This window comes from Xylophilus ampelinus, assembly GCF_003217575.1.
In the GTDB taxonomy this organism is placed as follows: domain Bacteria; phylum Pseudomonadota; class Gammaproteobacteria; order Burkholderiales; family Burkholderiaceae_C; genus Xylophilus; species Xylophilus ampelinus.
On sequence record NZ_QJTC01000011.1, the window covers coordinates 1 to 15,134 of the forward strand.

Annotated in this window: 19 protein-coding genes; 2 read left to right on the forward strand and 17 right to left on the reverse strand. The window is 64.9% G+C overall.

The annotated features are described in order from the left end of the window. Positions 1 to 149 (reverse strand): helix-turn-helix domain-containing protein (locus tag DFQ15_RS08620; protein ID WP_146228709.1); only part of this gene is annotated, 149 nt, incomplete at its 3' end. Between the two features lie 182 nt (positions 150 to 331). Between DFQ15_RS08620 and DFQ15_RS08625 the strand changes: the two genes are divergently transcribed. Then, positions 332 to 1,324, forward strand: coding sequence for a hypothetical protein (locus tag DFQ15_RS08625; protein WP_146228690.1), 993 nt, complete (start codon positions 332 to 334; stop codon positions 1,322 to 1,324). Between the two features lie 144 nt (positions 1,325 to 1,468). Here DFQ15_RS08625 and DFQ15_RS08630 read toward each other — a convergent pair whose 3' ends face one another. Continuing rightward, positions 1,469 to 2,500, reverse strand: coding sequence for an SET domain-containing protein (locus DFQ15_RS08630; protein WP_110465598.1), 1,032 nt, complete (start codon positions 2,498 to 2,500; stop codon positions 1,469 to 1,471). Between the two features lie 206 nt (positions 2,501 to 2,706). On the opposite strand from DFQ15_RS08630, the gene DFQ15_RS17405 reads away from it, so the two are divergent. Next, entirely contained in the window at positions 2,707 to 2,970 is a 264-nt protein-coding gene (locus DFQ15_RS17405; protein ID WP_158529031.1) for a hypothetical protein, read from the forward strand. A gap of 154 nt (positions 2,971 to 3,124) precedes the next feature. Here the strand turns inward: DFQ15_RS17405 and DFQ15_RS08640 are convergent, their stop codons facing one another. From DFQ15_RS08640 to DFQ15_RS08705, 15 genes are all read right to left on the reverse strand, one after another. After that, positions 3,125 to 3,946: a hypothetical protein gene (locus DFQ15_RS08640; protein ID WP_110465600.1), complete on the reverse strand. Its 822-nt coding sequence runs from the start codon at positions 3,944 to 3,946 to the stop codon at positions 3,125 to 3,127. A gap of 278 nt (positions 3,947 to 4,224) precedes the next feature. Next, a complete protein-coding gene (locus tag DFQ15_RS08645; protein ID WP_158529032.1) occupies positions 4,225 to 4,767 on the reverse strand; it encodes a GNAT family N-acetyltransferase in 543 nt (180 codons plus the stop codon). A gap of 20 nt (positions 4,768 to 4,787) precedes the next feature. Then, positions 4,788 to 5,873, reverse strand: coding sequence for a hypothetical protein (locus DFQ15_RS17410; RefSeq protein ID WP_158529033.1), 1,086 nt, complete (start codon positions 5,871 to 5,873; stop codon positions 4,788 to 4,790). A gap of 112 nt (positions 5,874 to 5,985) precedes the next feature. After that, positions 5,986 to 7,209, reverse strand: a complete 1,224-nt coding sequence (locus DFQ15_RS08655; protein ID WP_110465603.1) for a pectate lyase — start codon at positions 7,207 to 7,209, stop codon at positions 5,986 to 5,988. Between the two features lie 145 nt (positions 7,210 to 7,354). Beyond that, complete coding sequence (sctT, locus tag DFQ15_RS08660; RefSeq protein WP_158529034.1) at positions 7,355 to 8,170, reverse strand: type III secretion system export apparatus subunit SctT; 816 nt, start codon at positions 8,168 to 8,170, stop codon at positions 7,355 to 7,357. Between the two features lie 8 nt (positions 8,171 to 8,178). Next, positions 8,179 to 8,694: a hypothetical protein gene (locus DFQ15_RS08665; protein WP_110465605.1), complete on the reverse strand. Its 516-nt coding sequence runs from the start codon at positions 8,692 to 8,694 to the stop codon at positions 8,179 to 8,181. A gap of 14 nt (positions 8,695 to 8,708) precedes the next feature. Continuing rightward, positions 8,709 to 10,001, reverse strand: a complete 1,293-nt coding sequence (gene sctN / locus DFQ15_RS08670) for a type III secretion system ATPase SctN (RefSeq protein ID WP_110465694.1) — start codon at positions 9,999 to 10,001, stop codon at positions 8,709 to 8,711. A gap of 26 nt (positions 10,002 to 10,027) precedes the next feature. Further along, positions 10,028 to 10,783 (reverse strand): FliH/SctL family protein, encoded by a 756-nt coding sequence (locus tag DFQ15_RS08675; protein WP_110465606.1) that lies wholly within the window; start codon positions 10,781 to 10,783, stop codon positions 10,028 to 10,030. A gap of 33 nt (positions 10,784 to 10,816) precedes the next feature. Further along, positions 10,817 to 11,464 (reverse strand): type III secretion protein HrpB4, encoded by a 648-nt coding sequence (locus tag DFQ15_RS08680; protein ID WP_158529035.1) that lies wholly within the window; start codon positions 11,462 to 11,464, stop codon positions 10,817 to 10,819. Beyond that, positions 11,461 to 12,204 (reverse strand): type III secretion system inner membrane ring lipoprotein SctJ, encoded by a 744-nt coding sequence (sctJ, locus tag DFQ15_RS08685; RefSeq protein ID WP_233504357.1) that lies wholly within the window; start codon positions 12,202 to 12,204, stop codon positions 11,461 to 11,463. The genes DFQ15_RS08680 and sctJ overlap by 4 nt, the downstream gene beginning before the upstream one ends. Before the next feature lie 118 nt (positions 12,205 to 12,322). Next, positions 12,323 to 12,706, reverse strand: a complete 384-nt coding sequence (locus DFQ15_RS08690) for a hypothetical protein (protein ID WP_110465609.1) — start codon at positions 12,704 to 12,706, stop codon at positions 12,323 to 12,325. A 23-nt stretch (positions 12,707 to 12,729) separates the two neighbouring features. Further along, a complete protein-coding gene (locus DFQ15_RS08695; protein ID WP_110465610.1) occupies positions 12,730 to 13,200 on the reverse strand; it encodes an HrpB1 family type III secretion system apparatus protein in 471 nt (156 codons plus the stop codon). A 71-nt stretch (positions 13,201 to 13,271) separates the two neighbouring features. After that, complete coding sequence (locus tag DFQ15_RS08700; protein WP_110465611.1) at positions 13,272 to 14,372, reverse strand: hypothetical protein; 1,101 nt, start codon at positions 14,370 to 14,372, stop codon at positions 13,272 to 13,274. Between the two features lie 34 nt (positions 14,373 to 14,406). Next, a complete protein-coding gene (locus DFQ15_RS17085) occupies positions 14,407 to 14,622 on the reverse strand; it encodes a hypothetical protein (RefSeq protein WP_146228691.1) in 216 nt (71 codons plus the stop codon). A 91-nt stretch (positions 14,623 to 14,713) separates the two neighbouring features. Beyond that, positions 14,714 to 15,106 carry a hypothetical protein gene (locus DFQ15_RS08705; protein WP_110465612.1) on the reverse strand — a complete coding sequence of 131 codons (393 nt, stop codon included), beginning with the start codon at positions 15,104 to 15,106 and terminating at the stop codon, positions 14,714 to 14,716. Between the last annotated feature and the right edge of the window lie 28 nt (positions 15,107 to 15,134).

The window sequence follows — 15,134 nt, forward strand, 5'->3', positions numbered from 1 at the left end:
GCCCGCGGTCCGTACCTCTGTGCGGCCTGGTCTCGCAGATACCTGCGCACCGTATTGCGCGAGCAATCCAACTGCCTCGCGATCGCTCTGACACTCTCGCCCCTTCGGGCCATTACTCTGATCTCCACTGCTTGCTCATGAGTCAACATCAGCAGCCTCACAAAGGCTGCCATCGTGTCCCAGGTGGGTCACTTTTACTTCGGCGCAGTGGGTCAGTTTTACATCGGCGCTAACAACTGCGCCCGACCGGACAGCGCTTCGCTTACCGGCATGCTCCGGATGGACCGCTGCCGCACGCTGCGTGTATCACCCAAAAATTCAGGAGGCCCGCATGGACACGTCGAGCACCGGACCGGGAGTGCGGTCGAACACCCATGGGCTTCCGACACCTCTCCAAGACCTGCCAGGCACGGAGCAGAAACAGGGTCACGCCCAGAAGCGGCCCGCGACCGCGAAACAGCACCGTCCACATCAGCTGAACGACACCGTGCAAGACCGGCCCCCCCAGGACACCACCCCCCCGGGCTTCAGCGCGGTGCGCAGCGGAGAGCGCCAAGTGCGGCTGCACGGCGGCAAGGAGGCCCGCACACGGGGACGCGGTGGCCATGCCGGCGCGGGTGTATCGGGCGATCTGACGGCGGGCGTGCGTGGCGAGGCCGGTGTGGGCTGGGATCCGCAGTCGTTCAGGCGGTCGCCATCGTCTTCATCGCTGACCGCGCCGCTGTTTGCACTGAACGGCAAAGCCACGGCCGGCGCAGGGTTCGAGCAATATGCCCAGGCGGGTCTGCCGCCCCTGCGCCTGGCCAAAGAAACGATCGTGGAGGAACCTCTCGGTCTCGGTCAGAACTCCCATGGTTTCGTCGGTGCCCGTGCGAAGGCCGGCGGCTCTGTGGGTGCGACCCATGCGCAGGCGCACGGGGAGGCCTTTGCCGGCGCCAAGACGGGCGGCCAGACCCAGCTGACCGTGGGCGATCAGCGCTTCAAGGTCAGCGGCGACTTGCAGGCCGGCGTCGGCCTGGACGGTGCCGTGGCCGCAGGTCTCAGGCACACAGCCGAGGGCCGTACCCGGGCACAACTGGAAGGCCGCATCGGTGGTGCTTTGGGAATAGGGGGCTCGGTCGGCGGCGGCGTGGACCTGGATGTGACGCCGGTGGCCAATGCGGTCGGGGCCCTGCCGCGCCATGCCCACAATGGCGCCAAGTCCGTGCAACAGTCATTAGAGCGTGCGGGCAAGGCCCTGGCGCTTGCGACACAGGCCGCCGTCCAAGTGGTCAAGGAATTGGTCACTGCGCCCGTCCGTTTTCTGAAGGCGCTGTTTTCCTGAGTCTGCGGCACCAAAGTGGGCGCAGGAGCAGTGGCTGCTTCGGCCCCCGTCGGCAGACCGCAAAGCGGCATGTGCCGGAATCAGTGCAGACGCCAGCGACGAACCGGCGGCACCTGCCGGCGACGCAGAAGCACCGGCATCGGGTCACGCACGCGAGAGGTCATAGTTCCACCTCAATTCCGTTCCGGACGGAATGTCCTGGCTGGCGAAAAACACCGGCATGCCGAAGTGCCAGCCATGCGACCAACGGGACGGAAACAGGACCCGCTCCAGGTTGTAGCCCGCGGCGGGATGCCCGACCCGCTGGCCCGTGGCGTCGACCTCGAACAGTGTGTTGGTGACCGACATCAGATTCTCGCCATTGACAAACGCAGGCCCGGCCCCGCTGCGCAGGGCCATAAGGTAACGGTCGTCCTGCAACAGGAAGTAGTCGACTTCCCCTAGCAGTTGGCCGCCGTAGACGCCGAGGCAGGTGCCGGCGGGAATGTTGACCGCGGCAAACACGCCACGCTGGCCGATCAAGGCGGCCTCGTGCGGCCCCTGAAGGTCCGCCTGCGTGAGGCAGCGCACGAGCATCCAGCGCCGCTGCACGGCCGCACGAACCCGCTGGCTGCAGCCCGCGTCCACATAGGGCGCGACCTCGGCTATCGACCGCTGGCTGCCGTCGGGCAGGGGCAGGCTGACCGCGTCGGCCGACAGCAGTCGCAGCGATCCATGGTCGGCATCGCGGTAGGGGACGCAGCCGCAGCATGCATCCACATAGTTGCGGCGGGCAATGCGCTCCCGCTCCCGATAGCGGAACACCTTCACCAGCGACACCCAGCCGGACATGGCCGTGCTGACCGTCTGGCCACGCCGCTGCGCCTGCGCAATCGCATTCATGCCCGCCAGGGGCCCGCCGCCCGCCGCCCGGGCCACGAAGCTCGCAGTCGCATCCGGCGAAGTCACGGAATTCACATAGGCGAGCAGTTGATCCTTGAAAGCCAGCAGCTGTCTCATCATGGCCAGGCGTGCCTCGGGTGGGGGCAATTCCCTCCGCAACCGCTCCACCGCCTCACGCATGGCCTGGCTGACGCATTGGGCCTGGTCCGGTCGGTCATCGAGCTGCTCGATCACCGCACGGATATCCAGAGGCTGGGCCGACATGGCGGCGCCCATGATGTCTTCGGCTTTCATGGTGGGCAGGTCCCGTCAAACGAGCTTGGACTGGCTTTCCGCACCATTTTTGAAACCCATGCCCATCCGCTCCGATGACTTGAGTGCCAATGTGCGGGCCGTTGTATTGAAATTCATCCGAATCTGATCCTGGGTCTGTTTGTCTTCCAGTTGATCGTTCTCGAGTTGCTTCTTGCGCAGACCTTCTTCAGGCGAGGAAGTCTCCAGTGCAGGTGCAGGTGCAGGTGCAGGTGCAGGTGCAGGTGCAGGTGCAGGTGCAGGTGCAGGTGCAGGTGCAGGTGCAGGTGCAGGTGCAGGTGCAGGTGCGGATGCAGCAGGAGCAGGAGCAGGTGCTTCAGCATTGGCCGGTGCAGGCATGGACGTCGGTGCGGTCCCGCGGCTCGCCAGACTCACGTTTTGCACTTCGCTCCCCGGTGGCGCCGGGGCACGGCCGAGTTGACTGGCTAGAGCCTGATTACCGCCTGGAGTAGAAAAGCCCCGTAGGGACGGCTCTGCAGGTGCCGGTGTTGCTGCGGGCGACAGCGGCAGGTCGGTCGATGGACTAGTGTTGAGTGAAACGTTTTGAGACATGATGGAAGTGAGGTTGGGTGGACGAAAAATTCGCGGTTGCGATGCCTGGGTGCATCAAGGCGCGGCACCGTCACCGAAGACGGCAAGGCTTATCAGGGTGTAGTCCCCGGCGGGGACGAAAGTGGCACTCAGCGCGGCGGAAACGGGCCCGCCCCGCGACTTCACCTTGCGGGCCACCCATCCGATGGAGGTGAGTTCCTGGGACCATCGCGCCTCCTTCATGCGCTCGAATCCAGCGCCGGCATGGCGCAGGCACCGCACGAGGAGATCGAGTTCAGTGTCCTGAAGGCGGCCCGCCATACGTACGCCTTCCACCCGCGCATAGGCATCTGCCCGGATCTCGAAGGCGTCCGCCAGCAGGGTCTGCCCGTCCGGCGGCGGCGCATCGCGGGCGATCATGCCGCGCATGGCCACACAGTAGCGCGACGGGGGGCCTTCGACCACCGCCGCCTGTTCCACGCGGGTCGGAACACAGCCGCGAGAGGCTTCGGTCATCGTGTGCTGCAGGCGGCAGCCCACAGGGCGGTAGGTACGACCGTCCCATTGCAACTGGGTGATGCGCAGTTCCGACCGCGCGTCGTTGGCAGTCACGCTGATGTCCGGGTATCCCAGGCGGCCCAACGCCTGGGGCTTGGGCGGCGCAACGGCCATGGCCAGCAGCAATGCCCGGTAGCGGCCGCCCTCGTCGGCAAACAGGCCATAAGGGCAATTGCCATCGGCGCACAACTCACGCGTGCCGGAGGCCAGCAGGACCCGGGAGCCACTGGAACCCAGTTCCATCTCCTGCATCAGCACGCGGCCATCGGCCGCTACGCCTTCACGGTGGGCCACGGCTGCCAAGGCCGTGGAGACCTCTGCGGGAATCTTGTCCGGCATTCCGATACGGGGTCCGGCGGCGGGTCGCGGAGCGGATGCGCAAGCGGCCAGCAGCAGCGTGAGGAACAGGAAGGCGAGCCATGCACCTGCTCCTGCGATTGTCCCTGTCCCGTCGAGCGCGCACGTCTGCAAACCTGCATGGGGCGCTCCCCTGGCTCCTGTGATGTTGCGGTGTCCCATCCAGATCTGTGGCCTTTTGGTGATGTAGAAGTGCCAGTCTCCAGAACAGGCTGAACATCCGGGCAACGCTCGCGAAGCGGTGGGCGACGAAGCGAAAGTTAGTCCAGCGTCAGGACGTCGACACTCACTTCTTCCCGACGCCCCCAGGCAAACACCCTCAGCTGCCCGCTGCACTGGAAACCACATTTGCGCAAAACGCGCAGGCTTGCGACGTTGTCGCTCAGCAGATGCGCATGCAGCGGCCGGTGCGGCACGGCCGCCAGCAGCTGCCGCAGTGCGCTGCTTGCCACGCCTTGGCCCCACCAGGCACGTTCGATCCAGTAGCCCACCTCCAGTGCCCCCTGGAAGCGATAACAAGCCACATGACCGGCAAAGCTGTCGTTGGCCAGCACGCCGCGTAGCCAGATGTCCGGCATGGCGAACACGCGCTGCCACGCCGCATCGAAGCCAGGTCGGTCGCCCGGCTCCGGCAGTGTCAGTCCGGCCATGTGGACAGCAACGGGATCGCTGAGATGGGCGAAGACCCGGTCCAGGTCGGCGACGGAGAACGGGCGCAGCGACACCTGCACCGGGACCGTGGCTGACACAGATGCCGACGCTGCCCCCTGCACAGCGGGCTCTCGCTCCAACAACGCACTCATGAATTTCTCGCCACGGAATCTCAGATCAGCCCGCCGTCGCGGATCCCGTCGTGGTCGATGTCCACGCCATGCATGGCGACTTCCATCAGCTGCGCGTTGTGAAGAATCGACAGCGCCTGACGGAGATCCCCGCATTCCCGCTGTTGCAGCAGGCGCAGTTCGTGCTCGGCCGCAATGCCAGCGATCAACGCCTGCAGGTCGTCGCCCGCAGCCGCGAAGATGCCGCGCGTGGGATCGAAGACAGAAAACAGCTCGTCGGATTCCCGTATGCATGCCACCGGACGGGGCAAGGCCCCGCCGGTGAGAAGCAGCAGGTGAAAGGTATGCGCGGAGTTCCGCAGCATGTCCGACATCTCGCGGGCCGCAGCGTCGACTACGGCGGCCTCGGTGCTCAGCAGCAAGTTCAGCCGCAGCGCCAAGTCGCGATCTGCCGCACGGATCACGCCGCCCACCTGCAGCCGGCTACCCAGGTTACGCAAACCCTCCATCAACTCTTGATGGATAACAAGACCCTCCACTATGGCGTGGTTGAGCCGCTGCAAGCGCACGTCAGGATCGCTCGACACCTGGCCCGCCAACAGCCATTCCAGCGCTAGGCTGGCGGAGACCACCGGGGCATCGGACGCATAACGCGGCAACAACTCCGTGATGAGCGACGTTTCGTCGAACACCACATACGGGAAGGCAAGCAGGGTCTCTACGGCGCGGCCCAAAGCCGACCGGTCCGCCGTACCAGTGCCCGCATGACGATGGGTGATCGATTGTGTGTGCCAGGCTCCGGACTCCTCGCCCTGGGCCGGCAGCTGGACCTCCAGACGCGCCACTGGCGACGGCGTACGGGCGTGCCAGTGGCTTTCGCGCGCGGTCAAATCAGCATCCGAATGCCGAGGGTCGGGCATGGTGCCCGGCACCGCCGCAGGGGTTGACACAGCAGCCGACGCACCCAGGCTCGATGGCCGGCGCAATGCAGCCAGACTACCATCGCCCATGGCCAGGGTGCGGTGGCCTCTAGCGACCACCGGGACGGGGTCGCTGAGCTGCGCATCCTGCGACATCTCTAGGACGGGCACACGCACGCGGCGGACGGTAGAAACGGGGATGACCATGAAACTGCCTCTCCACTGATCAACGTGATGCCATTGCACCAAGAACTAATCCCGGGCGCTGCGCAAGAACGATGCGGGTACACGAAACGGAAAGCCTCGCCCCCCTTCACCATCATCCGGTGTAGGGCTTGTAGCCTGCCTTCACCGCGCCCTCGACCACCGCGCCGTGCTGCGCGAGCACGTCGTTCTTCGCCGTGCTCGGATCGACGTTGGACAAATAGATCTTGCACTGCGGCGAATCCGTCCGCACCAACGCCTCGCCCGCGTCTTTGGTGGCGATGTTGTTGAGTGTGACGGTGAGCGGGAAATCCTTGCCACCGTTTTGCCGCACCAACTTGTCGAAGTCCTCGGCGTAGAAGCCGTTGATCGAGATCGAGCCCGGGGCGTTGATCTGAAAGACCTTGTCCGAGGCGTGCAGCGCACCGCCGCCCTCCACCGTCACGTGGCCGGGCTTCTTGAGCGTAAAGGCGTCCTCGCCCACATCGCGCCACCAGACGTTCTTCAGCGCGGCATCGCCATTGGCATGCACGCCGTCGGCGCCCTGCACCTGCACGTTCTGCAGCGTGGCACCCGGCTCCAGCACGAACACCGGCTTCTGCGACTCCGACTGCCCGCCGTCGCCCAGCTCGGGCCCGGCACTGTAGAGCTTGCCGCCGCCATCGAAGGTCTGCCCTGCCTTGACCACGATGGGTTCATGCACCATCACTTGGCCGTTGGGCTGCGAGATGCGCGTGCTCGGCGTGATCTGGGTCGGCGTATTGGTCTTGCCGGTCGGCGACGGGGATGTGCCCGTGGTCGCCGGGGTGCCCTGGTTCTTATCCGGCTTCCCGCCCGGCTGGGTCTCCGCCTTGCTCTTCCCGGACGGTTCGTCCTGGGGCGAAACACGGCGGCCACCGGTCTCATAGCCGTCGTCAACACTGCCATGGTTTTTGTTGCCGACGCCAGGCGCAGTACCGCCCGAGCCGCCGCCACCCGAATCCCCGCCATAGCCGTTGCCGCCGACGCTGCCGTTGCCATAGCTCTGGCCACCGTCGGCACCACCAGCCTCACCCGCGCCACCACCTTCCTGCTGCGTCGGATTGAGCAGGCTATTGAGAAACTGCAGCAACGGGTCCGATGGCTGCTGGGACCCCCCCGAGAACGGATTGCCACCACCATTCTGCTGCGAGAACGCCTGCGACAGCAGGCTGAGCATGACCATCGCCATCATCAGTTGCTGGGCAGTCTGGTCGCCCTGCGTGGGGGACTGGTTCATGCCGTCGACCGAAGATGGGTAGGCGTTGTAACGGCGATAAGGATCGGTGTCCGACTGGCCGATCGCTTCCACTGAATTCATTTTTAACCTCCTCAATGGCGCGGGTTGATAAAGATCGCCAGCTGCAGGATGACTTCAGTCGGCGGCGAATGGGCCGCGAGGGCGAACCGATGTTGCGCGAAACGAATGCCGCACCGGCTGGTCCTCTGCTCGTCTCAACGCGGATTCAACGTTCCGCGGCAAGGATGAAGAACTTGTTCAGTTCCCGCGAAAGATCCACCAGCATGAAATGCCCGCGCAGCTGGGTGAAGTACACACCGATCATGAGACTCAGCAGCACCATCGTCACCGCACCCTTGACCGGCTGCGCCATGCTGTTGGGCTCCAGCTTCTCGGCAGTCTTTGTGAGCAGACCGAATCCCAGGTCGATCAGCAGCAGCGTCAATAGCGCCGGCGCCGAAAGCTGCGCAACCGATAGCATGTACTCCCCCAACCGCATCTGCGCAAAGCGCTCCAGCATCTGTACACCGTCGGGTGACATGCGGGTCAGCGGCCACCAAGTATAGGAGTCGAACAGCATTCCCAGAAAGGCCATCATGCCGCCCAACACGTAGAAGGCCCAGATCGCCATCTCCCCCAGTAGCGAGCCCACCGGAGTGCTCTGGTCGCTGCTGTTGGGGTTGCTCTGCTGGACGTTGTTGTAGCCGGCCAGGTTGTCGATCATCGACCCTACGGCCTCCGCTACCCAGAAGATCATGCCGGCCGCAAAGCCGATCAGCAGCCCCAACAAGGCCTCTTTCAGCACCAGCAGGCCGACGTCGACAATGGAGAGTCGCGCCACCACGTCCGGCGACTGTCCCCAGGCAATGAACAGTCCGATCCACAGCGGCAGCCCGGCACGCACCATGCCTGGCAGTTTCGCTGCGGAGGTCGCGGGCATCACGACCATGGCAGCGATCAGCCGGGCGCTGCACAGGGACAACAGCGCAAAAAGGTTGCGCAGCAGCGTGCCTTGTTCCATCAGCAGCTGGTACGTGTCCATTCCTGACGTCATGGCACGCCCTGCTCTACACCGAGGCCGGACGCCCCCGCTCTGCGCGCCACCGCCGTCTCCTCGGCATCCTCGTCCTGTAGATCCTCCTGTACCCGCGACTCGAGCCGCACCGCCTTGTCAAGTTCGTCGCCGAACATCCGGGCCTGTTGTTGCATCTGCCGCAACTGGCTCCTCGCATTGCGGAGATCCTCACGCACCGTGTTCACGCGCTGCTCATGCACGCTGGTTTCGTGCTCGGCCTGACGCAAATCCTGCTCGCTGGCATCGATCTGCCGTTTGCGCATCAGTGCCAGGTCGGGCGAGAAGCTGCGCCCCTCGCTGTAGAGTTCGAACAGAGCCTGCTGATTCGCCGTGAAAACGCTCCGCCGGCGCGCTTCGGCCGAGCGGGCCTTTTCCAGGCCCGCTTCGCACTCCCGCACCGAAGCCAAAGCTTCGGCCACCACGCTCTCCTGCTTCTCGATGTGCCGCGCCTTGAGGCGCACCAGCAGCCGCCAGGTGGGGATCGCCGCCATCGCCGCCGCTCGCCTCAGTCCCGGGCGACGTCGGCCATGGCACGGACTGAGGCGTCATACCGCCACAGGTCTTCCGTTGCCTGGTTGAGGAAATCGCGCATGCGGGGCTGCTTGTTCACGGCTTCGTCCGCCAGCGCATCGGCGCCGGGAACGTACTCCCCCATCTGCAACAGCATCTCCAGATCGTCGAATTTGGCCATGAGCTGGCGAAAGCGACCAGCGGCATCGCGGTGCCCCTGGCTCACGATCTGCGACATCACGCGGCTGAGGCTGCCCAGCACATCAATCGCGGGGTACTGGTTACGGGCCGCGATCTTGCGAGACAGGATCATGTGGCCGTCCAGGATGCCGCGCACTTCTTCCGAGATGGGGTCGTTGCCGCTCTCGTCCTCGTACAGCACTGTATAGAGCGCGGTGATGGAGCCGGTCGCGCCCATGCCGGCACGCTCCAGCAAGCGCGGGATTTCCGCAAAGACCGACGGCGGGAAGCCCCGCCGTGCCGGCGGCTCGCCCGCAGCCAGGCCGATCTCCCGCTGGGCCCGCGCAAAGCGTGTGAGCGAATCCATCATCAGCAGCACCTTCAGGCCCTGGTCCCGGAAGTACTCGGCGATGGCAGTGGCCGCGTGGGCTGCCTTGGCACGCTCGATGGACGAGCGGTCGGAGGTCGCGCACACCACCACCGACCGGGCCATGCCGGCCTCGCCCAGGATGACCTCGATGAACTCGCGCACCTCGCGACCGCGCTCGCCGATCAGAGCAATGACACTGACGTCGCAGGCCGTGCCGCGCGCCAGCATGCCCATCAGCGTGCTCTTGCCCACCCCGGCGGGCGCGAAGATGCCCATGCGCTGACCTTCGCCCAGCGTCAGCAATGAATCGATGATCTTGACGCCGGTCGCCAGTGGCCGCTCAATCATCTGGCGCGCCATCGGACTGGGCGGCAACGCGAACACGGGCCGCTTCTCCACCGTGGCGATGGGGCCCTTGCCATCGATCGGACGGCCCAGGCTATCGATGACGCGACCCAACACCGCCGGACCCACCGGCACAGAGAGCAGCTCCCCTAGTCCCCGCACCCGGCTGCCCACACCGATACCCAGGATGGATCCGAACGGCGAAAGAATGCTGCGCCCATGGGAGAACCCGACCACCTCTGCAGGCTGCAGCACCGCACCGTCGGCATCCATGACCTCGCACAGTTCGCCCAGCTTGGCGTCCAGGCCGTTCACCCGCATCAGGGTGCCGATCACCTCCACCACCTTGCCGGTGCGACGCACCAGCGGCTGCGCCCGTATCTGCGTGTCCATCAGTGCCGTCAGGCGTTCCAGGGTAGTCACGGAGGATCTCCGGCGTCGGACTCGGCCAAGGCCTCAGCGCCCGGCCCGGCCCGCTCGGAAGACAGCTGCAAACAGGCCTGGGCGATCGCCGCGCGCAGAGCCTCCAACTGAACCTCCAGGCTCGCATCCAGAGAGCCCTGTGCCGAATCGAATAGGCATGCGCCGGGCTTCAGGGTTTCGTCGGCGACCACGTCGATCCGGGCCTCTCGCATGGGGCCGCCCTGGGCGTCGGCCACGGCTTCCGATGCCGCCTCCAGGTCTTCTGGATGCACGCGCAAGGTAGCAGCGCCGGCTTCCTGCAACAGTTCGCCGACCTGCGTCAGTGCCTTGTCGAAGAGGCCCCGCGCGGGCTCGCTACGCAGCACCCGTTCGACGGCCGTTGTCACCAACCGTGCCAGCGCCTCCTGCTGGGCCTCGACGGACGCCGCCTGCGCCAGCGTCTGCTCAAGCCGTCTCGCATGCCAGGCAGCCATAGCATCGGCCTGTGCCTGCCGGCGGGCATCCGCTTCGACCACGGCGACCCGCTCCCGAGCCGTGCCCACGGCGTCTTCAAGAATCTGCGCGGCACGGGCCTGCGCTTCCGCCAGGCAGGCGTCTGCTTCGTTCCGAGCCCGTGTACGCAGTTCGGTTAGCTCGTCATCGATCAGGCGCATGGCCGCATCCACCGCCACAAAGCGCTCGACGTCAGCGGCGCGCAGCCATCCCTGGGGCACGCCGAGCCTGCTGTCATGCAGCGTCAGCCAAATCCACATCGGTGCAGTCTCCTTCCCCGCAAGCAGAGTCGCTCAATGCTGAAACCAGTTATCGACCGATGGCAGGTATTGCAGGCATACCTGCACCGCTTGCGGGCAGGGCCGGATGCGTGAAGTATCCGGACAGGGCGCCCGGGGAAGTCCGAGGCGCACCCAGCGGCGCAGCGCCCGGTTCTTCCAGCGGCCGGCACGCGAAAGCGCCAGATAAGCGTCCAGCGCCCAGGCAGCGGGCGGGCGCTCGGCCACCTGCGGAGCCGCCGCTGCCGCGCCAGTTCCCAACGTCATCAACACCTCATATGCCGGTCCCAGCACCGCCTCCAGCGCCTGTCGGGGCGCACGACGAACGCAGGCGCGAAGCGCGCCGGGCGTCCCGACCAACCCTAGGGCCGCCAGCCGCGCCAGGCGGTCCTCCCTTGACAGCAGGCACCAGCGACCCGGCAGTGCATCGAAATCCGTCAACGCCGGTACCGGTCCGCACACCCGGTGTAACACCGCCACACCCAGCCGGCTTCCCCAGACCGGATCCGCCTGGTCTGCCTCCCCCACGGGCAACAGCCCCTTGGAAATATCCAGCCCGGTGGCCAGCATGGGTGCCCACGACGGATCGACCTGCGCCTGCGGTTGGGCCAGCAGCAGGCCCAACCGCCGGACCATCTCGTCGTAATGGCGCACAGGGCTCATCGGGGCCCAGTCGCCCACGGCAGGCGGCTTGCCAGGGCAGCGGGCAACAGCGACGGCCTGCGCCACAGCACCCAGCCCACGCCGCCCAGCATCAGAAAGGCAAACGCCACCCCGGCGATCCACGGCCATCGGCTAGGGGACGGCAGTGGCAACGCCACGCGTGGCAATTCGCCCTGCACCAGGGTCACCGCCACGTTGTCATAGACCAGACCCTCGACACTGCGCGCCACCATGTTCTTGATGGCCGGCACCAACGCGGACAGGTTGGCGTCCGCCCGATATTTCACGAACACGCTGGCGCTGGACGGTCGTGGCGCCGATGCCAGCGGATCGTTCTGCGGAAGCACGATGTGCACCCGGGCGGTCAGAACGCCGTCCACCTTCAGGATCGTCTCGGACAGTTCCTCGGCCACGCCATGGATGAAACGTACCCGCTCTTCGGTCGGGGTCGAGATCAGTCCTTCCTTCTTGAACAGTTCCCCCAGGTTCGCATGTCGCTCCTCAGGCAGACCGTTGGAGCGAAGCACCTCCATGGCTTGCACCATGGCACCCTCGTCGACCTGCACGCTCCATGTCTTGCCGCCGTCGGGACTTTCCTTCCAGGCCGGCACACCGGCGGTCAGCAAGGCCGCCACCATCTGGTTGGCATCCGCCTCGGCCTGTCGGGTGTAGAGATCGATGCGGCAGCCACTCAGCAACAGCGTCAGAGCGGTCAGGGCCGTCAGAGCGAAGGCACGCAACGCACGGGTGGGATACGACAACCCGGGCCGCGCCGATGGCAGCGACGATCGGACCGTCACGGACCGGGCAGGCCGGGAGGTGGGCGCACCAAGCGCGTGGACAACAGGCATCCGAACCTCATTGGTTCTTCATAAGGGTCTGCAAGCCATTCTTGGCACTTTGCGCGATGTACGAAAACGCGTTGTTCTGGGCCGAGACGTTGACCATCCGGAACATCATCTCGGTGTGCTTCACTGTTGCCTCCTGAGGGTTCAAGGTGGGCGCCTCCAAAGACGCCTTCTGCATGTCGTGCATCAGGTCCTGGTACATGCGCTCGTGCTGGCCGAGGAGGCTGGAAATCACGTTGGGCGCCCCTACCTCCGGCGCCGGCTGCGTGGCCGGATCCTGTGCCAGCAGGTCGGCGAAACGGCCGGCCAGATGGTCGACGGCCGGCGTCGAGGCCTGACTCTGTTGCAGCGAACGCAACACGCCCGGATCCTGAATACCGATGATGGGTGACATGGCCGGAACTCCTCTCTCTAGCCTCAGGCCCGCACAGCGCTGAGTTCAACGGCCGTGCTCTGGCCGGAACTGATCGCCTGCAGGATCATCTCGTTGGCGCCGATGGATTCGGGGTCCACCCGGCCGAGCAGCATGCGCATCAACTCGCGCGCATCACCGGCCTCGGGTTGCGCCAGAACCCGCTCGGCATTGATCGACCAGGTGGGGTCACCGGTGGCGTACTGACAATAGGCGAGTATTGCAGTGCCGAAGGGCCAGTCCCCGCTGCGCTCGATGGCGGCGCGGGCGATGCGCGCGGCCTGCTGCCATTCGCCGCGTAGGATCGCGATCCAAGCATCCAAGAAATCCAGCTGGTCAAGCTTGGGCCGCAGTTGTCGCACGCAGGCAACGATATCTTCTGCATCGTCTAGCAGGTTCTGGCTCATTCCTACCGAGGCGATCTCGACGAGCCCCTGTACGAACTCGCGGCGCTTGACTTGCAACATCAGGTTCATGGACTTCTCCTAGGAACACGCACCGGAGTACCGGCCCCATCCGACCTCGGGAGTTGGCGCGACACAGGCGCTCAAACCGCCAGCCTGGGCTGCAGCATGCCGGGCTGCTGCATGCCGGGCTGCTGTAGCAGGTTCAGCATGTAGGGGTTGACGCCCGTGGACTGCAGGTGGCCCATCAACGCATTCACGAAGGAGCTGCCGTAGGCGCTGTTGGGCGAATACGGACGCACCGGGGTGTTAGTGTTGTAGGCGGTGGAGGAGTTGGGATTTGCCGCCTTCAGTTGTTGCATCAGCGTCTGCACATCCCAGACCGATGCCAGACCATCAGTGTCGGTCTTGCCCTTGGAGGCCTTGACGGCGGACTGCAGCTTGGTGAACAGCGCCGGGTTGCTAGCCAGCGCCTGGCAGGCCATTTTGAGATCGGCCGGCGCCTCGGTGCCGTCAGGGCAGCGTCCACCCTGCGCGATCTGCTGGATGTCCGTCATGCTGATGTTCTTCCCACCCGGAAACAGCTTGGTAGCGTTCTTGCCCAGCGTGGTGACGATGGCGCGTTCGTCGTTGGGCTGACTATATGTCGATGTCGGCGGCAGCGGCCGGTCGTAGGTGGGGACGTAGTTCTGCGAAAAGCCCGGCGCGGTGTTCTGGAGAATGCCCTGGGACGACAAGCCGTTCTGGTCGAGCGGGCGGAACGAGTCGACGGAGGATTGTCGCCGTTGTAGCGATTCGTAGGCATTCATGGCGTTGTACAGGCCGCCCGATAGCTGCATCTGGTCCTGCAACTGCCCGAACAGGTTCTGCAAGGTACCGGTGGAATTGCCCAAGCTACCGGTCTGCGGACCGTACATCCCGCTGTACATGGATGACGCTCCCATGCCCTGACCCATAAGCTGCATAAGCTGGCTGGCCAAGTTCAGCAGTTGGTTGGTGGGTTGCTGCTGCTGTTGATACGGAATGTTGAGTTGGGGAAACTGCAGCAGGTTGCTCCAGGGCGTCGTGCATCCGCATTGGTTCTGAGACTGATCGAGCTGATCGCGCAAAGCCTGGTTCTCGGTCTTGAGATTGGCGATGTCGCGATCGCGATGACGGATCTTGGATCTGAGGTTGCCGATGCCGGGCAGCATGAGGCATTCGCCGGCGACGACGCCGGCACTCGCGGTCAGAACTGGAATCATTTTGAATCTCCGTAAGTTGGGTTGTGGGTTAGGTTTAGATCAGACCCTTCATCGCATCGACCATCGCCTTTGCCGTCTTGCCCATCATTTCGGCAAACGTACGAATGACGGTCAGCATCGCCTGCTGCAAGATCTGCTCGACGGCCTGTGCGTTTTGTGCACCTTCCATCTGCAGACCCTGGTTATTGATACCTGTGAGCTGTGACTGTCCGGAAGACAGATTGCTCATCGAACCACCGGTCACATCCATAACTTCTTCCTTTTCAAGAGTTGGGTGGCCAAGCCACCCGTTGCGATAAGGCGAGTCGGAGCCCGCCGGCCATATAGCAGGTCCGCTTCAATCAGCTCACCAGTTCCGGTTGCCTCTCGAGCAGCTCCAACATGTTGTTAGCGGTATCACGTACGGCGGTGTTTTCGGTGGTGGCCAGCAGGCGTTCGATGGCACGCTTGCCGTCGGCATCCCCGGCCAGCAGCAGCGATATCGCCAGAGCCAGATGCGCCGGCTCGTCGTTCGGGTTCTGGTTCACATATTCGCTAAGGCTGCCCTTGGCGACATCGGTGGCCCCGGAAATGCCGGAAACCACTGCACGGCACACCTGGAACTGCAGCGGCTCCGCCAGCGTGTACTCCACCAAAGAGCAGATTTCGTTGCCGTCTTCCATCTCGCGGTACACCAGTCCCAGCAGGCCGACAGCCATGAGATTGCGATACAGGTTTGTGAAATTGAGTTCCATGAAAAGTCCTCCGGAATAGATTGGGGCG